Below are 17914 nucleotides of genomic sequence, written 5' to 3'. Positions count from 1 at the left end.
TCTATGGCTGCACGTAAGTCCTCTCCAAGGAAAATCCGTCTACTCAAAAAGACTAAACAGACATCAGCAGTACCTGCATGGATTATTCTCAGAACTAAGAGAAGTGTTAGAACTAATCCAAAGCGTAGGGCTTGGAGATCAACTGATGTGGAGGTAGGATAGATGTCTCAAGAATTAGAACGAGTTTATACAATTAATCTGGGTAAAGTAAAGATTTCACAATCTCAACACAGAGCCGTCAGAGCAATTAACATGATTAGAGAATTTGCTCAACATCACATGAAAGTTGAGACTATCAAAATTGAAGAAGAATTAGCTCATGAAATTTGGGCTAGAGGCGTCAGAAATCCTCCAAGAAAAGTTAGAGTTAGAATGAGTAAAACTGATGAAGGTTATGTTCTTGTAACAAGATATGATGAAGATGCTGAAGCTAAAGTAACTCCTGAAAAAGAAACCAAAAAAGTTTCTGATAAGGTAGAAGAACCAGCTAAAGAAGCACCAAAGAAAGAAGAACCATCTAAAGAAGCACCAAAGAAAGAAGAACCATCTAAAGAAGCACCAAAGAAAGAAGAACCATCTAAAGAAGCACCAAAGAAAGAAGAACCAGCTAAAGAAGCACCAAAGAAAGAAGAACCAGCTAAAGAAGCACCAAAGAAAGAAGAACCAGCTAAAGAAGCACCAAAGAAAGATTAATTCTTTTCAAAAAATTATAATTTTAAAAAATCGATTTATTCTAATTGATACAAATCTAATTCACAATCAATACTGCAATCAGGTGTTGACCAGTCAAGTGTATCTTCTTGTGGAATCATTCCTAAAGGATCATAATTATCAAATTTTGTCATTCCTTGAATTGATGATAGCATTACAACTTTGGAATCTTCAGCATTTGAAGTCATATCAATTTGTGAATTACTCTCATTAACAATTCCTGCTGAAAGATTTGTGATTGAATTAATTACTCCTACTGGAATATTACTTCCTCCAACAACATACAACATTGAACGTTTAACTGAATTTGGTGGTGCATTGCCATATAGCATCTTTAGAGAATCTCTTAGAGAATCTTCAATGTCTTGACCATCTTTACTTGTAGATAGAATATTTGTCTCAGATGTAATATCTGATGTGCCTAGTGATTCTACAACATGCATCATTGCAGAATTTGCAATGTCATAGCATGCTTTAGGACTCAAATCTGGATTACTTTCTAATAATGAATCGTTATCGAGAACTACTGTACATTCAGAATTTTTTCTTACTCTTTTGAGAGATACACCTGAATTGAAAATTCTATCTTTTTCATACTTGAAGGGCATAATGGCAAAGGAAAGTAATCCTGTATCTGCTTCTTTGCATATTTCTGATATTACAGGTGCCATGGCTGAGCCTGCTTTACCTGCTAAATTACTCATTAAGATAACTGTTGAATAGCCTGAAACCTTTGATTTTACTTCTTCTGCAACATTGTAAGTTGAACCTCTGATTAATTGCACAGATGGATTAACTACTGAATCAGTTGTTACATGTACCGATGGATTATCTGATGAGAAATCATTTTTGTCATTACTAATTACTAGGCAATCTGAGTTTAGGGACTTTTTTGCCTCTATTGCCAATTTTGAGCCTACACCTCCTAGACCTATGACTAAAATTGGTTCTTTGACTTGAAAACTCATTTCTAATCCTATTTCCTGATTTACATAAAAAACCTTCTTACGTTTTTTTAATCAAATTTTAGATCGAAAAAAATTAGCTTGCGATCTTACCAATCAGTCTTTTTACAGTAGCATCTGTGATTTCAACAATATGTGATTGTCCCAATTTTACATCATCTTCAACAGCTATAGGCTTGTAGGCAAAGTTTCTGCCCTTTATTCCCTCATCTGTCATTTCATCAAAAAGGACTTTACCTTTCCAACCGATCCATTTTTGGTTGCTTTCAATAGATAATTTACTGATCTGTTCAAAAATTATCTTACTTCTTCGTTTTACTTCTGCAGCATCAATTTGTTCCCACTCTGCAGCATCTGTTCCAGGTCTTGCACTATACTTTGATAGATTCACCGTATCTGGTTTTGTTTCCTCAAGTAATGTGATTGTTTTTTGAAACTCTTCTTCAGTTTCTGTGGGGAAACCTACGATGATATCTGTAGATATTGTAAAGTCTCTAAATCTTTCTTTGACCTTGTTGGCAATTTCTCTATATGTTCCAGAGGTGTGTCCACGTTTCATATCGTTTAGAACTTTATCACTTCCACTCTGAACTGGAATATGTAAAAATTTGAACACTTTGTCATTATCAAAAGAATCGATTAGTTTTTCCTTAATTCTTGGCATGTACATTGGGTTCATCATGCCAACTCTTATCATAAAGTCCTCTGGAATTTCTGAAACTGTGTTTACTAACGTTGGTAAGTCAGTTCCAATGTCAAATCCATAACATCCATTATCCGTAGATGTTAACCATACTTCCTTACACCCTTCTTTGATTTCAGTTTGAACTTGTCTTACAATGTCTCCTAATCTGTAACTAGATAGATCTCCTTTGGATAGTTTAGTCTGACAAAAGGTACATTCACTCATACAACCACTTGCAATTTCTACGATTCCTACAGTTGGATTTAATCTGACTTTGGGCAATCCAACTTTTGACAAGTCTGAATCTTCTAATGCAATTTGTTTTTGTCCTCCTAATGTGGAATTAATCACTTGGAGTGTCTTTCCTAATGAATTTGGTCCTAACAGACTAGCATTTTCAGAGAATTTTTCCACATTTTCTTTTTCTGCTTTTGGAAGACAACCTGCTACGATTAGGGGTTTTGTTTTCAGAGAATTTATCCTATACATCATTTTGTTTGCAGTAGAATCTTTGACAGAACACGTTACTACAATATTTAGATCTGATTCTGAAGAATTTTCAGCCAAAGTATGGCCTCCGTTTAGAATTAATCCCGAAATCATTTCTGAATCTGCAAAGCTCGCAGAGCATCCGTAAGCTTCTACGAAAATCTTTGCCATGACTTATCCGAACAGAGAATCGATCTCTTTGTTACTCATTAGTTTCTTTGAAACTACAAGTTCTCTGATAGTCTTTCCTGTCTTTAGAGATTCTTTGAAAAGTTCTGCAGATTTTAGATATCCAATTTTTGGAGTTAACAATGTCACAATTACTGGACTATTTTCAATGTCTGCACGTAATTTGTCTTTGTTAGCTGTTAGCCCATCAATTAGATTTGCAGAAAATATTGGTAAGAAGTTTTTCAGCATGTCTGTTGATTCTAACATACACTTTAGCATTCCTGGAAGCATTACATTTAGCTCAAACTGCCCGCCTTGTGCTGCATAAGAAACAGATGTATCATTTCCAATGATGTTGAAACAAATCATGTTCATACATTCAGCTAAAGATGGGTTTACTTTTCCAGGCATAATTGAAGAGCCTGCATGTACTGCAGGAATTCCTAATTCTGCTAATCCTGCAATTGGACCTGATGCCATTAATCTGATGTCATTAGCAATTTTTCCAATTTCCAATGCCAAGTTTCGTAAGGCACTAGATAGATTTGCAACTGCAAATTTACTTTGTAAACTATGTTGCATATCTTTTTCTGGTTTCAATGATAACTTTGAAATTTTTCCAAGTTCTGTTATGGCAATTTTTCTATAACCTTTTGGTGTGTTTGCACCAGAACCTACCGCGGTTCCACCCAGTGCAACATTTTGTAATTCTTTTTGAGCATCTATGATTTCTTTTTTTGCTTTAGTAATTGATGTAACATATGCTTCAAATTCACTACCTAATGTTACTGGTAATGCATCCATTAGATGAGTTCTTCCGATTTTCTTAAATGATGAAAATTGTTTTGCTTTTTTGGAAAGTGATTTTATTAAAATATCAATTGCAGGGATTGTTTCTTTAAGATTCATCAAAATTGCAACATGCATTGCAGTCGGATATGTGTCATTACTTGATTGTGACATGTTAACGTGGTCGTTTGGATGTAAGAATTCGTACTGTCCTTTCTTTTTATGAAGTACTTCTAATGCAACATTTGAAATGACTTCATTGGAATTCATGTTGAATGCAGTTCCTGCTCCGGAATTTATCATATCTACTACAAATTGGTCAACATGTTTTCCTGACAGAATTTTATCACATGCTGAAACTATTGCTTTTCCTCGCTTTGTGTCAATTGCTTTAGTCTTCATATTTGCAACTGCAGCAGAGCGTTTTATCATCACAAATGACTTTATCAAATTCTCATGGCTTTTGTTTCCAGTTACGTGATACTGTTTGATAGCTCTACCAGTAAATGCCCCATAGTATGCGTCGGCTGGGATCTTAACTTTTCCAAGTGAATCTTGATCTAATCTGAATTTCATGATGACTTTACTGAAATTTCCCCATTATTCATTCTTTTTCAGAAATGAGCCAAAAATCACGTGCCAATAATGGGAATTATTATATAGGAATTGTAAGGTCGTTGCTTTATGAATAAGCGTGTTAGTATGCTCTTCACAATTGCAGCAGTAGCTGTAATGGGAGCAACCTTATTCGGAAGCACATACACACAAACCCAGATTGCTGGACAATCACTTGATATCAACAAAATGGATGTCGATGTAATTGAACAAATCCATCAAATGGGCGGTTTACAGCTTGTAATGCCTCAAGCATTCGCAGAAACTGATTGTGGTGCACTGGAACAAACTGGACGCACTGTCGTTGAGTTTAATTTGGAAGGTTATAGTGTTGAACTCCCAATTATGGGTGGTAAAACTTTCAACGCCATGACTTTTGATGGACAGGTCCCAGGACCAACATTAAGAGTTACACAAGGTGACGTTGTAAAAATGACTCTAACAATTCCAGATGATGAAGTTACTGGACACGGTAACGACATGCATGCATCACAAATGTCAGCAGGAAACTTTGAATCCGTTAATCCGGGTGAAACAAGTCAATACTGCTACATTGCTGAATCTGCTGGTGTTTTCAAATACCACTGTTCTGGTGTCAAACTAATTGGTATGGACCAACACGTACTTTCCGGCATGTACGGAATTGCAATCGTTGATCCAATCAATGGATACAAGAAACTAATGGTAGAGAAAACCTCAGTTAGTGGTAGCGAAGTTTCATTAGATAGACAATTCTACGATGCAGATGCATTAGAGTTCCAACTCCAATACAACCAAATGTACCTAACACCTGAAGGTAACTATGATGCAGGAGCAATGTTCAAACATCATAATACCGCATCAGTTGTTAACGGAATGCAATTTGGTTATGTACCAAACATGGCTCATAACTTACTCGTCAATGGCGATGTAAACAAGAACATCTTTGTTGCACAACCTTGGAACGGACTTGAACACAAGCAATACCAATCACAACTCTTGTTTGTTGAAAATGATCAACACGTGAGACTCTTTGTTGAAAACCACGGTAATGAACCACTATATTTCCACATTGTTGGAGAAATTTTGGACAGAGTTACCCAAGGTAACAGAGTACAATCCGCAGCAACTGAAACATGGTTACTCGGAGGTTCACAAAACATGATTGTTGACTTGGTCTTTGATGAACCAGGTGCATATGCAGCAGTAAACCATGATTATGCAGCAATTTACACTGGCGCAGCTACAGTCTTTGTAGCAGGTGACCCATTCGGCTTGAACCCAGTTCTAGTTGAGAAAGGAGTTATCCCAGCACCAGTAGCATCTTATGCATATGCTTTAGGCAATCCAAGTGATGCTGTCCCACCAATGGGAATGAACAGTATTGCCCATCCTGCACTAAACATTCACGGTTTAATGACTGATGAAGTAGCTTCTGAAATGCAAGCAAGTGGCGATTATGTCGCATTATGGGAAGTAATTCCTGTAGTAGCAGAAATCCTTACTTCTTGATCTTTTAACATCTTTTTTTCTTTTTATTTTCTTATTGAATTATATTCCGCATGTCATTTTCTTCAGATATGGGATTTGAAGATTCTGTACTAATTTGTGATGAAGTCGATCCTATTTTGAATAAAATTTTAGTTGATAATGGCTTAAAGGTTTCATATGAACCTGAAATTACTAAAGAGCAAATTATTGAAAAGATTTCCAATTTTAACATCGTAATTGTTCGAAGTAGAACTACTATTACAAAAGAAATGATTGAGAAAGCTGATAATTGTAAAATCATCGCTCGTGTTGGAGTTGGATTGGATAATGTTGATCAAGATGCTGCTAAAGCAAAAGATATCCGTGTAATTAATGCCGTTGAAGGAGCAATGAATGCTGTAGCTGAATTGGTTCTTGGATTGATGTTGTCCCTTGCAAGACAAACTGCAAGAGGTGATAGAGCAATTAGAAATGAACAATGGCTCAAAAAAGAACTAAAGGGTACTGAACTTCGTGGGAAATATTTAGGAATTATTGGTTTAGGTAATATCGGAAAAAGATTAGGACGACTTGCTCGTGCATTAAACATGAACATTATTGGATATGATGTAATACCAATTGATGAAGAGTTTGCAAAAGAAGTTGGTTTGATGAAAGCTGATCTGAATACTTTGTTACAAAGTTCTGATTATATCTCCATACACGTACCCCTTTTGGATTCTACATATCATCTTTTAGATGCGGAAAAAATGTCTACAATGAAAAAGACTGCAAAAATTATCAATACATCTAGAGGTGGAGTTGTTGACGAGGATGCATTGTACAATGCACTCAAAAATGGTACTTTAGGTGGCGCTGCTTTGGATGTATTTGAAAAAGAACCTGCAATCGGAACTAAACTTGCAGAACTAGACAATGTGATTTTAACACCTCATATAGGTGCACAAACTAAAGAGGCTCAATCTCTAGCAGCAAATGTGATTGCTGAAAAGATTATCCAGATATTGCGTGGCGTAATTTAGTACAATTTCTGCCTGAACTTTAAAAATAAGTAAAAAAGCTTGACTTTTACGTGATTTATTATCGTCTCTTCATTTTTAACGTCAATTCGGAGGTCAAAATATACAAATGAATAATTTAGCTGTAAAGGAATTATACTCAGAAAGACATTCTCCACTACCTAGTGTGAATTCCTTATTGAAAATCTCACTTGGATTAATCTTGTTTACCATGATTTCAACTGCACTAGTATATGCAGAAACCATGTCTGTTGATGTTGATGGAACTTCATATGATGTTGAATATGATGTCACTGGAATGACTGTTTTAGGAATTGAAGCTGATACTGATTTCATTTCCTTAATTTTGACAGTAGATGTGACTGAATCTAATGGTACATTAGATATAACATTGGAACGTTCTTTTTTTGATTCAACCTTTGAAGGATTAGATGATGACTTTATTATTTTAGCAGATGGTGATGAACCAAATTTCTCAGAAATTGATACCTCTGATCAAAATAGAACTTTGAGTATTGAGTTACCTGTAGGTACTGAGGAAATTGAAATTATCGGATCTGTATTTGGACAATCTGTAGAGGAAACACCAGTTGAAGAAACTCCTGTAGAGGAAACACCAGTTGAAGAAACCCCTGTAGAGGAAACACCAGTTGAAGAAACCCCTGTAGAGGAAACACCAGTTGAAGAAACCCCTGTAGATAATACTCCATTAACTCAATGTGGACCTGGAACTATTCTCCAAGATGGAGCATGTGTTTTAGATGAAAGATGTGGACCTGGAACTGTTCTCAAAGATGGAGCATGTGTTCTTGATTCGACTCCTCAACCATCAAGTTCCTCTATCAAAGGAATGGGTAAGGACATGTTGATGGGAGTAATAGTTGCATTTGTTGGTGCAGGAATTGTGGGGATTGTTTTCGCTCTAATCTCCAAAGCCAGCAAGAGTAACTAATCACAAGACAAATCTAATGAATTCATTTCTTGATCAAAGTCGAATCCTGAAATTTGTGTTGTAGTAGAATAAGGAATTATTCCTAAAATTGGTATATCTGCTTGTACTACAACTATGAGCTTGTTTGGATCAAGTCTGATATCTCCTCCATCAAACTCAAAATCCAATGTCATGAAAATATGCTGAGATGCAGACAAATCTTCTGATGAAAATGTTCCTTCTTGTACTGTTGAGGATAGTGGGTTGATGGTTGTAGGATTTATCGTAAACACTCCTCTTTGATTTGTGTCATAAAATGTAATGATTTGTAAATTCTCAAAACTTATCCAAAATGGCATCGGATTACATAATTCTACATCTCCGTGATTAGACATTGTAAAAAAAGTAAATTGCCCTGGATTATTCCATCTGTATTCAAGTTGTTGCATTCCAAAAATGCTCAATCCTGAATATGCAAACGGTGTAATGATTACAATGATTGCAATTATGGTGATGATTGAATGTTTATTCATATTTCATTATCCACAGTTATTGGAAATCCAATGATGTTTCTTTCTAACAAGTTATTCATTGCATTTGATAAATCATCATCTGAAATTACTCCTTCTAACCACCAGTATCCGATATTTTTTACCCATTCAGGCACTTCTACATCGTAAACATTTTTTTCATTAATTTCAAATGGAACGTTAACTAATTTACTGTCTACATATTTTTGAAATGCATCCAAAAGAAATCCATCTGATATGTTTCCTGAAAGCCAGTTGGCCATAATTGGTTTGATTAATTCAGGAATACAAATTGAATCTGAGTCTATTAATTCAAATTCTGCATTCGCTTCTGCTCCTGAATATTGAACATCAATGAAATATTTCCCTAGTGGAAAAATCTCTGCATCAAATGGAATTAATGATGGAATGGGATTTTGTAATTCTGTTATTGCTATTGGAATTGCACTGCTTCCTTTTCCAGATTCATCACTGATGTGAATTATGGCTGGATCTCCTGTTACTTCGGAAACTTCGATAGTATAGAATAATTTTTCACAATAACTGTATGTGGTTTTTTCCATAATTATTGAGATTGTTGGCTGAGCTTGAACTTGGGGCAAAAACAATGTAATTCCAATTACAAAAATAATTGAAAAAATTGAAACTTTCATCTTTCCTTCAAATTCTTAACGTTCAATAAAAATCTCAAAGCAATACTGAGGAATCTTTTTTAATAACTTTGGCCTACTTGATTTATCGAGTTTTCTGCGGGAGCAAACTCTTTGGGTGCGTGGCTTGTGAAACCCCACTCAAGGAAATTTTAACTGATTAGCGTTGCTTAGGTTTGTTTTTCGATTTACAGTTATTAAAGGGGATTTTTCTAATCTCGATATGCCTAGTTATCAAGACCAAACATGGATCAGACTCTGGAAAGAAAACTCACCTGAGATCCGTGAACGTGTAGTTGGATGGCGTAAACAAAATGCAGTTACTCGAATTGATAAACCTAGTAGATTACAAAGGGCAAGAAGATTAGGCTACAAAGCAAAACAAGGAATTGTTGTTGTTAGAATGAGAGTTGGTACTGGTGGTATGAGAAAACAAAGACCAACTGGTGGTAGAAGACCAAAACATCTTGGTGTCACTAGAATCAAAGCTGATGATGATATGAAAACTGTTGCAGATAGAAGAGTTCAACAAAGATATCCAAACATGAAAGTTTTAGGTTCTTATTTTGTCTACAAGGACGGAAAACATTATTGGTTTGAAGTCATTTTGGCAGATCCAGACCATCCTAGAATTGCTCAGGATAAAGAATTAACAAAAAGAATTCCTCGAACTGCATAAATTGAAAATTATATTTCTATTCTCTATAGCGTTACTATTTGTTATCACTCCTGCTTATGGTGGTCTACTTTCAGATGCAACTGGATTGGTAAATAGATTGGATATACAAACTGGTGGCCATTCTTTTGAAATAAAGACTGTTTCTAATTTTGCTATATCTGATTTCAAATTTGATAAAGATGAGAAACAACTAACTCTCTTCATTAGTAGTGGATTGGAAAATAATTTGAGTGAAATTATAATACCTCAAAATCTTCTAGGTGGAAACCTTACATTTTATCTCAATGATAAAGAATATTTTCCAGAGATAAACTCTAATGATAAAATTTCTTTTGTAACCTTGAATTTTACAGGTTCTGGTGAAAATAAATTAGAAATTGTTGGGACTACGTATCTTTCAGGCTTGACTGAAATCTCCACTGAACTTCCTAAGCCTGATGTTTCTCCTTCCCTTGATTATGATTATAGTATGATCTATGTGTTGATACTCATCATAGTTTTGATTGTTGGTGGTATTATCGGGATAATTATTTTTACAATTAAGAGAAGAAGAACATAATAGAACTGTTGATTTTTTGAATTATTGGAAGCAATATGGATAATGCAAAAATTGCTCTTGTAACTGGATTTGTAATAGTTGTGGTATTGTCAGTAGTACTAGTTTTGGCTAAATAAACTAATTTTCATTTAATAATTTTTGGATCATGGCATCAACGTGACCTGTTTGACCAAATGAAACATCTCTGAGTATTCCTTTTCTATCTACTAATATCGTGGAAGGTGTTCCCTGTAGAGCAAATTTCTCAAATGTTTCCGCAGAATACTCTTTTGATTTCATGTAACTTTTTACTCGTTCAATGATCTGATTTTTGTATTCTTCTGGCTGTGAATCAAATTCTGGAATTTGTGGATAGATAAACTCCATAATTTTCTCTTGACTGATTTCTCCGGATGTTTTTGTTAAATTATCCATTCCTAATGGAAACGGAATTTTAAAAGATAGTTTGTTTCCTTCTTGTAATTGACCATATGATGAAAGCGCATCTTTTGTTTCACCAATGACCTCTCCTGTTTCTGCAAGCATTTTCAAATTATCTAATGTATTTTTATCAAAATCTTCAAAAGCTGTTGCTAGACCTAAAACACATACACCTTCATCTTTGTATTTGCTATAGATGTTAATTGCTTCAGGGATTGCATGCATGAAACATCCTGGGCAATTTACTTGAAAAACTTCTAACAATACAATGTGATCTTTTTCCTGATCAAAATTTGTTGGAGCACCTTGTACCCATTCTGATACTCCAAAATTTGGTGCTTTTTCGCCTATTTTTGCACTCATAGTTGATTAACTAATTTTTTCCATTAAATACATAACTACTCTGATTTTTGATTTTTCTCAAGTAACCTAATATATGACTCAGAAAGTTCTAAAACAAAATGCAGGTAATTACTGAAGATAGAATGGCACTTTTTGCTGAGATGGAATCAAAATATGAACAAAAAGATACTGAATACTTTGTTTCTCTTTTAGATCATCCTGATTATGTGGTAAGAACCAGAGTTGCATGTATCTTGGTTGATTTTGGAGGAGAAGATAAGGTTCCTCATATTGCTAAAGTTTTGAAAAATGATGACAATGAATTAGTTCGACATGAAGCAGCATTTGCATTAGGACAAATGTCCTATTCAAGTGCAATTCCTCCATTAACTGATGCAACACTAAATGATCCTAGTATGTTTGTCCGTCATGAAGCTGCTATCGCTTTAGGTGTAGTTGGTTCAAAAGAAGCTAAAGAATCCCTTCAAAAAGCATTAAACGATTCTGAAAAACCAGTTGTGGAATCTGCTGTAGTTGCATTATCTAATATTGAATTTATGGAAAAGTTAAGTAAGAACGAGAAGTTTGCAAAGTTAACAGGTGGATGAGATGAATTTTTCTTATGGTGTTATAGCAGCAGTTGGAATTCTAGCAGCAATTTCTATTGGTTTTATATCTATGGAACCTAATGCGATTATTGAACCTAGAATAGTTGAAAGTGAAGAAAACATGGTTGCATGTACAATGCAATGGGATCCTATGTGTGGTGTTGATGGAGAAACTTATGGAAATATGTGTCAGTTAGATGCTGCCAATGCTAAATTAGATTATGAAGGTGAATGTATTATTCCAGAACCTGAACCAACACCAGAACCTGAACCAACACCAGAACCTGAACCAACACCAGAACCTGAACCAACACCAGAACCTGAACCAACACCAGAACCTGAACCAACACCAGAACCTGAACCAACACCAGAATCATCTCCAATGACTGCTATTGTTTCACTACCCCCAGGATCTGCAGTTCCAGGATGTGAAGATACCAATGAATGTTATTTACCATATGAAATTAACGTTGCAATAGGTGCAACTGTTTCTTGGAGTAATGATGATTCCGCAGCTCATACTGTTACAAGTGGAAGTGTAACTGCGGGAACAACTGGTGTATTTGATTCTAGTTTATTTATGGCTGGAGATGTTTACGAATTTACTTTTGATGAAGCAGGAACTTATGATTATTTCTGTATGGTTCATCCTTGGATGACTGGTATTGTTAATGTTAACTAGAGTGTAGTAACTTTACTTCCTTGCTCTGATGATTCAAATTTGTAAATTTGCTCTACTGTAGAATCCTCAAAAATTTCTGCATCATGAGTAATAATTAGAAATTGCATTGGTGTATCTGAATTTGAAATGTTTGATAATTGAGATAAAACTCCTACGAGGGATTTTTTTCTCTCAGCATCAAGATGTGTTGTAGGTTCATCAAGTATCATCAAATTGAGATTTGATGCTCCTAGAAGACTTGCCATGCCTAATCTTAAGGCTAATGCTACACTAACTTTTTCACCTCCACTAAGTGATTCCAAATCCAATTCCTCTGTTTTTGAATTACAAATTATAGAAATATCTCTGGCTTTTTCTGTCAATTGAATTCTCTGAATTTTTGTATTTAATAGTGAAAGATACTCTGATGCTTTAGCAGAAATTGCATTGAGTGCCCATGATCTCAAGCTTGTAGCAACAGGACCATCTCTGCTAAAAATATTATTTTGAATCTCATCAAGATTTGTTACGTATTCTTTAACAACCCGCAATTCTGAAATTGCATTTTCAATTATTTTGATTTGTTCACTACCTTTGGATATTTTTTCTAAAATAGCTCCTATCTGTTGATCAATACCTGAAAGTTCCATCTGCTTTTCATTAACAGATTTTTTTAGATTCAAAAATTCTTGTTCATCAAATCCTTTAGTTTCTGCTTCTAATTTTGAAATATTTTCAAAAACCATTTTTGCATGAGAATCTATCTGTGATATTTCAACAAGATTTGTATTACTAATTCCTGGAATTTTTTGTATATTTTGTTTTTTTATTTCAACATCTTCTTGAATTTTAACTAATTCTTCTTTTGAATTAATAGAATATGCTCTAAGTGTGGCTTCTGCATCTCTTGAAGATTGTAACTTTTCAGAAAACTCTTTTCTTTTTTGATTATACATCTGATGCTCTTTTTCTTTTGATGCGATTTGTTCATGTAATGATCTTAACTCTTGATTTAGATGTTCTTCTTGGAATAACGGATTTAGTTTTTCTACACTTGAATCACAAACGGGACATTTGTTATCTTTTAGTTGGAGTTTTGATGCAAGTAATTGTTTCTCATTTAGAGATGCTGTCTTACTTTTCATCTCCTGTATTGTGTTTAGTGTTTCATCTACTGCCTGCTCTACTTTTTGAATTTTAGATTCAAAATCTTCTTTTAGACTCGCAGGCTCAAAACATCCTTCACAATCACGTATTTTTCGCTCATTTTCATTGATTTCACGTTGAATTTCACGAATTGCTTCTTTTGCATATTCTATGAGTTCTTTTTTCCTTAATTCTAATTGATTAATTTTATCAATTTTTGGAGCCTCTGTTTCAACTTTTTTCCTTAACTCTTCAACTTCCTTTTGTAATTTTTCTTGTTTTGTTTGTAACTGGTTTTTTTGAGGTGTGGATTCGTTAATCTCTTTCTGATATTTTTCTAAATCTCTTGATAGGATTTCAATGTGTGTATCATCATATCCAATTTTCTCTCTAATGTTTTCACGAAATTCTTTATTCACAATTTTCATTGATTCAGAAGCAACATCCAGCTTATCAATTCCTATTATTGCATTGAGCAATTCTTTGAATTCTTTTGGTTTTGCATTGATTATTGCATTTAATTCTCCTTGTTGGACAATTGATGCAACTTTTAATTTTTCAAAATCAAGACCTATTTTCTTTTCAACTTCTTGAGTCATTGATTCCCCAAATTGCTTTCTTTCTCCTGCAGCTATTTCCACTATTTCGTTTCCTGTTACTTCTGAGAATTTTGCTGAAAGAGTTCCTTTACTATCAATTTTTCTTACTGCCTCGTATTTTTTTTCATTTACTGAAAAATTTACTTTTGCATATCCTTGGTTTGCTCCACGTTTGATAAGGCCCTTGTTTGACTTTCTTGTATGATGCCCAAATAATGCAAATGTGATTGCATCAATAATGCTTGATTTTCCAGCACCATTATGTCCTACAAAAACTGTAACCCCATTGTCAAAATTTAGTTTAGTATCTGAATGTGCTAAAAAATCCCCTAATTCAATTGATGTGATCATTGTTTTTTCTCCTTTTTAAATTTCTCAAAATTTTCAATTATTATTTCAGAAGCTTCTTTGATTTCCCCTGATGCTAATACTGGGAGCAATTCTTTGATTGCAAAACTGGCAGCTTGTTCTGAACCTAATGCATCTATTGACAACCTAAACATCTCATCATCTATGATGTTTGGTCTGTCTAAGAATACTGATGAATCTGAGATTTTTTTTGTACTAATTCTCCAAAAGCACCTTAACACCAGTGAATTAAGTCTAGCAATCTGTGCCTGAATTTGATCTGTTTCAACATTTTCGCCCTGGATGTTAATCTCTACCATTGGTTTTTTTGCCAATCCAGTAATTTTTTCAGAAATCTCATCTATTGTTTTTGATAATTCTTCATATTTTGTCTTAAATGAAAATTGAGGTCTTGTACCAAGCTCTATCCATTTTGGTTTTGCTTCTTTATCTGAAATATCTACTTCGAAGAATCCTTTTTTTGTTTCTTTAATTCCTTCACTAGTTGTTAGTTCAATAGAACCTGGATATGCAATTGGTCCATTTAGATGATTAAATTGTTTAACTTCTGTATCATGAAGATGTCCCATTGCATAGTAAGTGAAATTTTTTGGAAGATCTGTTGATTGTATTTCTCCTGCAAATTTATTGAATTCAGTTATTCCTTGATGTAATACTAAAATTTTATGTCCTGAAAATTTTTCTGCAACTTTATCTATTTCTGCAAATTTTTCTTCATATTGTGGAATTTCTGTTTTTCTTATTTTGTCAAATCCTGCAAGAAGTATTCCTTTGTATTCAATTGGTTTTCCTTGACCAATATATTTTGAAAATTCTAAATTATGATAAACATATGGGATTGGTGTCGTTCTAATCCTACTAATGTCGTGTTCTCCTAAAATAAAAAATGAATCAATATTATTTTGTTTTAGTCGTTTTAATCCATTTGCCATTTGAATTATTGCAGTACCATTAGGGTTTGGCACATGAAAAATATCCCCTGCAAAAATAACAAAATCTACTTTATCTGCAATTGATGTATCTATTGCCTGATTGAAAACATCATAGACATCTTGTTCACGTTCCTCTGAACCATATTGTACTAATCCCAAATGCGTGTCTGAAATATGTGAAAATAACATTAGTCTAATAACAAATCTTTCTGTACCAATCCTTGTGTTGATTCCACTGCAATTCCTTTCATTTTATCTGCCTTGGCCCAGGCATTAATTGCACTTTGATCTGCTCCCATTATCTTTTCTTTGACTTCTTCAACGTGAACCAGTGATGGTAGATTGCTCCATTGCCCTACAAGTACGGCATCTCCAACGTTTAGAGATGTCAATTGAGAGATTAATTCACGACTAGTTGACTCTGTAGCTGAGGCAATTTGCCTTTGATCATCTTCTTGAATAATTTTCATAATTGCAAATGAGCCCATTTGACTTAATACGTTCAGGTCTACACTGCGTGGTCTTTGTGAAACAATTCCTAGACCCAACCCGAACTTTCTTCCTTCTCTGGCAATTTTTGCAGCCCAATACTTTGCACTGGTGTCGTGATCTTTTGGAATAAAGACATGAGCTTCTTCAATAATGACAAATACTGGCGAATTAAATTTGAAATTTCTCTCCCTCTTTGTTTTTCCATGTTGTGCAATACTTGCATCTTTTCTATCTTTGAGTAACTGTTGTAAATAGAATGCCAAAGCCACGTTTGCTTGTTTTTCAGACAACTCTGAAATGTTTAGTACATTGGCACATCCTTCTTTGATAAAGCTAATTGGATCTCCCATGTCTGGATCTAGAATATCCTCAAATCTTCTTTGAGCATCTTCTACTATGTCTTGAACTCTATATGCTGATGATCTAATTTCCTTTAGTTTATTGTCATCTGAATTAATAATAAAATCCACTTCACTTTCTAATTTCTTCCAAAATTCACTTGATTTTTTTACATTTTCTGTAAATGCCATTCTCAATACTCTTTGTTGAACAGTTGCACTTTCTCTAATTTCTAATACATCTGAGAGTTGTTCAGAATCTAACAATCTTGGATTTATTTTTGCATCGATTACATTAATTCGTGGAATGTTTAGACTAGTGTAATCATTATGGTAATCAAAAATTATCACAGTGCCTTTTAGTTTTGAAATTTGTTTTGTAACTAACGATACTAGATTACTTTTCCCCATTCCTGTCATCGCTAAAATTCCTAAATGTCTGGAAACTATTTTATCTAAATTCACTTTGGCATCAATTGATTTATTTCGTAATAGATTTCCGATGCTAACCCATCCTTCTTTTTTAGGACTAAAAATTTCCTCTAGATCTTGCTTGGTGGGTAAAGTGATTTCCGTGCCTGGAATAGGTGGTATTGCAGGTATTATTGATTGTCCTCTTCTTAGGTTTTCTAAGAATCCCAAAATTCCAATATGTGCAGTAAATGTTTTATCTCTTTTGTTTAATTCTGCAATTTCTGTACTTTCAGATGCTTCGTCAAAATTCTTTACATCTGTAAATGCTGCACTTGACACTGCAGACCTTTCTACTAATCCTAGAATTTCTCCTTCATCTGAACTGATTTTGATATATTCTCCTACAGATAATGCTCTTGAAGTAATTGCTGTAACAAATGTCGGTTTTGATTCTCCAATTACAAACCCTAAACTCATCCTAGAACCTCCCGTGAACCTATTTCATTACTCAAACCTAACAAACTTACCATCTTTGCAAGTTCTTTATCAGATATTTTACAGTTATTATGTGCTAGCTTTAAGGCATACGGATATCCGCCAACACTGGTTTTGTATAATTTATTCATGATTGATTTAATTTCCGATTCATCATGATGATCTCCTAAAAATTCTAATTTTATAATTGGAGTAGAATCACTTAATCTTACAAATGTAGATGAGATAATTTTATCTGAACCATATTTTTTTTCTACAAAAATTTTACTAAATCCTGGATTGTTTGTTACATGATTATAATAGAAAATATCTCCTGCAAGGGATCCTAATTTTTCAAATTGTTTTTTTGTGTTTGATGTCTTGGCAATGAAAACTACGTTATCTTTTTTTTTCATTATTCTAACAATTGTTGATCCTAAATTTGCCTGTCTAGTCATTAATTGAGAATGTAGTGAACCATCCATCAAAACCATGTCTACTTCATCTACTGTTTTTTCACATGCTTCAATCTCCATTTTACTGGCAACACTTGATATGTCATCTGCCGAACCTAATCCTGATTTATGAAGATCAACTAAAATTTCCCCGTTGGATTTGACTGAGACTGCAGTTGTAGCCCATAATTCAATTCCTTGAAATTTTGTATTGTTAAAACTACTATCGATTCCTGCTGTAACTACTTCTTCTTTTGTAGGCATAAATTCTATCCAGTTATCCCGTGCTTTTTGCAGAATTTGGTCAAATTTAGGCCCTTTTAGAATGGAGAGCATCTTATCTCTGTTAATTATGGCATCTTTGTAGACTGTATTGAGCACAACAATACTTTGTAGGTTCG

Annotated in this window: 19 protein-coding genes; 9 read left to right on the top strand and 10 right to left on the bottom strand. The window is 34.1% G+C overall.

Annotated features, from left to right (window positions below; genetic code table 11):
- Nucleotides 1–3: 3 nt before the first annotated feature.
- Both C5F47_RS07110 and C5F47_RS07105 read left to right on the top strand, forming a co-directional pair.
- On the top strand, nucleotides 4–162 hold the full coding sequence (locus C5F47_RS07110) for a 60S ribosomal protein L39 (protein ID WP_179360400.1): 159 nt from the start codon (nucleotides 4–6) through the stop codon (nucleotides 160–162).
- Nucleotides 163–693 carry a 50S ribosomal protein L31e gene (locus C5F47_RS07105; protein WP_179360399.1) on the top strand — a complete coding sequence of 177 codons (531 nt, stop codon included), beginning with the start codon at nucleotides 163–165 and terminating at the stop codon, nucleotides 691–693.
- Nucleotides 694–728: 35 nt separating this feature from the next.
- Here the strand turns inward: C5F47_RS07105 and C5F47_RS07100 are convergent, their stop codons facing one another.
- The 3 genes from C5F47_RS07100 to C5F47_RS07090 all read right to left on the bottom strand — a co-directional run bounded on the left by C5F47_RS07100 (nucleotide 729) and on the right by C5F47_RS07090 (nucleotide 4386).
- Nucleotides 729–1679, bottom strand: coding sequence for an FtsZ/tubulin family protein (locus C5F47_RS07100; RefSeq protein WP_179360398.1), 951 nt, complete (start codon nucleotides 1677–1679; stop codon nucleotides 729–731).
- Nucleotides 1680–1752: 73 nt separating this feature from the next.
- The gene (locus C5F47_RS07095) at nucleotides 1753–3021 is read right to left on the bottom strand and encodes a tRNA (N(6)-L-threonylcarbamoyladenosine(37)-C(2))-methylthiotransferase (RefSeq protein WP_179360397.1); all 1269 of its coding nucleotides are present in this window, start codon (nucleotides 3019–3021) and stop codon (nucleotides 1753–1755) included.
- Nucleotides 3022–3024: 3 nt separating this feature from the next.
- Complete coding sequence (locus tag C5F47_RS07090; RefSeq protein WP_179360396.1) at nucleotides 3025–4386, bottom strand: aspartate ammonia-lyase; 1362 nt, start codon at nucleotides 4384–4386, stop codon at nucleotides 3025–3027.
- Between the two features lie 126 nt (nucleotides 4387–4512).
- Between C5F47_RS07090 and C5F47_RS07085 the strand changes: the two genes are divergently transcribed.
- The 3 genes from C5F47_RS07085 (at nucleotide 4513) to C5F47_RS07075 (ending at nucleotide 7866) form a co-directional block, all read left to right on the top strand.
- Nucleotides 4513–5916: a multicopper oxidase domain-containing protein gene (locus C5F47_RS07085; protein WP_179361818.1), complete on the top strand. Its 1404-nt coding sequence runs from the start codon at nucleotides 4513–4515 to the stop codon at nucleotides 5914–5916.
- Nucleotides 5917–5966: 50 nt separating this feature from the next.
- Complete coding sequence (locus C5F47_RS07080) at nucleotides 5967–6917, top strand: D-2-hydroxyacid dehydrogenase (RefSeq protein WP_246271068.1); 951 nt, start codon at nucleotides 5967–5969, stop codon at nucleotides 6915–6917.
- A gap of 106 nt (nucleotides 6918–7023) precedes the next feature.
- Nucleotides 7024–7866: a hypothetical protein gene (locus tag C5F47_RS07075; RefSeq protein ID WP_179360395.1), complete on the top strand. Its 843-nt coding sequence runs from the start codon at nucleotides 7024–7026 to the stop codon at nucleotides 7864–7866.
- On the opposite strand, the gene C5F47_RS07070 is transcribed toward C5F47_RS07075, so the two are convergent.
- Nucleotides 7863–8378 carry a thr operon leader peptide gene (locus C5F47_RS07070; protein ID WP_179360394.1) on the bottom strand — a complete coding sequence of 172 codons (516 nt, stop codon included), beginning with the start codon at nucleotides 8376–8378 and terminating at the stop codon, nucleotides 7863–7865. The two genes, C5F47_RS07075 and C5F47_RS07070, sit on opposite strands and share 4 nt — an antisense overlap.
- The gene (locus tag C5F47_RS07065; protein WP_179360393.1) at nucleotides 8375–9028 is read right to left on the bottom strand and encodes a hypothetical protein; all 654 of its coding nucleotides are present in this window, start codon (nucleotides 9026–9028) and stop codon (nucleotides 8375–8377) included. The genes C5F47_RS07070 and C5F47_RS07065 overlap by 4 nt, the downstream gene beginning before the upstream one ends.
- A gap of 220 nt (nucleotides 9029–9248) precedes the next feature.
- Between C5F47_RS07065 and C5F47_RS07060 the strand changes: the two genes are divergently transcribed.
- Both C5F47_RS07060 and C5F47_RS07055 read left to right on the top strand, forming a co-directional pair.
- Complete coding sequence (locus tag C5F47_RS07060) at nucleotides 9249–9704, top strand: 50S ribosomal protein L15e (protein ID WP_179360392.1); 456 nt, start codon at nucleotides 9249–9251, stop codon at nucleotides 9702–9704.
- Between the two features lies 1 nt (nucleotide 9705).
- A complete protein-coding gene (locus C5F47_RS07055) occupies nucleotides 9706–10263 on the top strand; it encodes a hypothetical protein (protein WP_179360391.1) in 558 nt (185 codons plus the stop codon).
- 117 nt (nucleotides 10264–10380) lie between these two features.
- On the opposite strand, the gene C5F47_RS07050 is transcribed toward C5F47_RS07055, so the two are convergent.
- On the bottom strand, nucleotides 10381–11046 hold the full coding sequence (locus C5F47_RS07050) for a TlpA family protein disulfide reductase (RefSeq protein ID WP_179360390.1): 666 nt from the start codon (nucleotides 11044–11046) through the stop codon (nucleotides 10381–10383).
- 98 nt (nucleotides 11047–11144) lie between these two features.
- Between C5F47_RS07050 and C5F47_RS07045 the strand changes: the two genes are divergently transcribed.
- A complete protein-coding gene (locus tag C5F47_RS07045) occupies nucleotides 11145–11633 on the top strand; it encodes a HEAT repeat domain-containing protein (RefSeq protein ID WP_179360389.1) in 489 nt (162 codons plus the stop codon).
- Between the two features lies 1 nt (nucleotide 11634).
- Nucleotides 11635–12315: a plastocyanin/azurin family copper-binding protein gene (locus tag C5F47_RS07040; protein WP_246271067.1), complete on the top strand. Its 681-nt coding sequence runs from the start codon at nucleotides 11635–11637 to the stop codon at nucleotides 12313–12315.
- Here the strand turns inward: C5F47_RS07040 and C5F47_RS07035 are convergent.
- The 4 genes from C5F47_RS07035 to C5F47_RS07020 are packed head-to-tail and all read right to left on the bottom strand — an operon-like array spanning nucleotide 12312 to nucleotide 17849.
- The gene (locus C5F47_RS07035; protein WP_179360388.1) at nucleotides 12312–14390 is read right to left on the bottom strand and encodes an AAA family ATPase; all 2079 of its coding nucleotides are present in this window, start codon (nucleotides 14388–14390) and stop codon (nucleotides 12312–12314) included. The genes C5F47_RS07040 and C5F47_RS07035 overlap by 4 nt on opposite strands.
- Complete coding sequence (locus tag C5F47_RS07030) at nucleotides 14387–15529, bottom strand: DNA repair exonuclease (RefSeq protein ID WP_179360387.1); 1143 nt, start codon at nucleotides 15527–15529, stop codon at nucleotides 14387–14389. The genes C5F47_RS07035 and C5F47_RS07030 overlap by 4 nt, the downstream gene beginning before the upstream one ends.
- A complete protein-coding gene (locus C5F47_RS07025) occupies nucleotides 15529–17061 on the bottom strand; it encodes an ATP-binding protein (protein ID WP_179360386.1) in 1533 nt (510 codons plus the stop codon). The genes C5F47_RS07030 and C5F47_RS07025 overlap by 1 nt, the downstream gene beginning before the upstream one ends.
- Nucleotides 17058–17849, bottom strand: coding sequence for a DNA double-strand break repair nuclease NurA (locus C5F47_RS07020; protein WP_218841252.1), 792 nt, complete (start codon nucleotides 17847–17849; stop codon nucleotides 17058–17060). The genes C5F47_RS07025 and C5F47_RS07020 overlap by 4 nt, the downstream gene beginning before the upstream one ends.
- Nucleotides 17850–17914 lie beyond the last annotated feature (65 nt).

The sequence above is a fragment of the Nitrosopumilus cobalaminigenes genome (assembly GCF_013407145.1).
Classification (GTDB): Archaea; Thermoproteota; Nitrososphaeria; order Nitrososphaerales; family Nitrosopumilaceae; genus Nitrosopumilus; species Nitrosopumilus cobalaminigenes.
The sequence above is the reverse complement of the archived record's forward strand: the minus strand, read 5'-3'. Positions and strand labels throughout refer to the sequence as shown.

Bases quoted from the DNA above. Each gene is read 5' to 3' on its own strand.
- C5F47_RS07065 (WP_179360393.1), bottom strand. From the start codon at position 9,028: ATGAAAGTTTCAATTTTTTCAATTATTTTTGTAATTGGAATTACATTG.
- C5F47_RS07070 (WP_179360394.1), bottom strand. From the start codon at position 8,378: ATGAATAAACATTCAATCATCACCATAATTGCAATCATTGTAATCATT.
- C5F47_RS07095 (WP_179360397.1), bottom strand. From the start codon at position 3,021: ATGGCAAAGATTTTCGTAGAAGCTTACGGATGCTCTGCGAGCTTTGCA.
- C5F47_RS07025 (WP_179360386.1), bottom strand. From the start codon at position 17,061: ATGAGTTTAGGGTTTGTAATTGGAGAATCAAAACCGACATTTGTTACA.
- C5F47_RS07060 (WP_179360392.1), top strand. From the start codon at position 9,249: ATGCCTAGTTATCAAGACCAAACATGGATCAGACTCTGGAAAGAAAAC.
- C5F47_RS07045 (WP_179360389.1), top strand. From the start codon at position 11,145: ATGCAGGTAATTACTGAAGATAGAATGGCACTTTTTGCTGAGATGGAA.
- C5F47_RS07075 (WP_179360395.1), top strand. From the start codon at position 7,024: ATGAATAATTTAGCTGTAAAGGAATTATACTCAGAAAGACATTCTCCA.
- C5F47_RS07030 (WP_179360387.1), bottom strand. From the start codon at position 15,529: ATGTTATTTTCACATATTTCAGACACGCATTTGGGATTAGTACAATAT.
- C5F47_RS07110 (WP_179360400.1), top strand. From the start codon at position 4: ATGGCTGCACGTAAGTCCTCTCCAAGGAAAATCCGTCTACTCAAAAAG.
- C5F47_RS07100 (WP_179360398.1), bottom strand. From the start codon at position 1,679: ATGAGTTTTCAAGTCAAAGAACCAATTTTAGTCATAGGTCTAGGAGGT.
- C5F47_RS07035 (WP_179360388.1), bottom strand. From the start codon at position 14,390: ATGATCACATCAATTGAATTAGGGGATTTTTTAGCACATTCAGATACT.
- C5F47_RS07080 (WP_246271068.1), top strand. From the start codon at position 5,967: ATGTCATTTTCTTCAGATATGGGATTTGAAGATTCTGTACTAATTTGT.
- C5F47_RS07090 (WP_179360396.1), bottom strand. From the start codon at position 4,386: ATGAAATTCAGATTAGATCAAGATTCACTTGGAAAAGTTAAGATCCCA.
- C5F47_RS07050 (WP_179360390.1), bottom strand. From the start codon at position 11,046: ATGAGTGCAAAAATAGGCGAAAAAGCACCAAATTTTGGAGTATCAGAA.
- C5F47_RS07105 (WP_179360399.1), top strand. From the start codon at position 163: ATGTCTCAAGAATTAGAACGAGTTTATACAATTAATCTGGGTAAAGTA.
- C5F47_RS07040 (WP_246271067.1), top strand. From the start codon at position 11,635: ATGAATTTTTCTTATGGTGTTATAGCAGCAGTTGGAATTCTAGCAGCA.
- C5F47_RS07085 (WP_179361818.1), top strand. From the start codon at position 4,513: ATGCTCTTCACAATTGCAGCAGTAGCTGTAATGGGAGCAACCTTATTC.
- C5F47_RS07020 (WP_218841252.1), bottom strand. From the start codon at position 17,849: ATGCTCTCCATTCTAAAAGGGCCTAAATTTGACCAAATTCTGCAAAAA.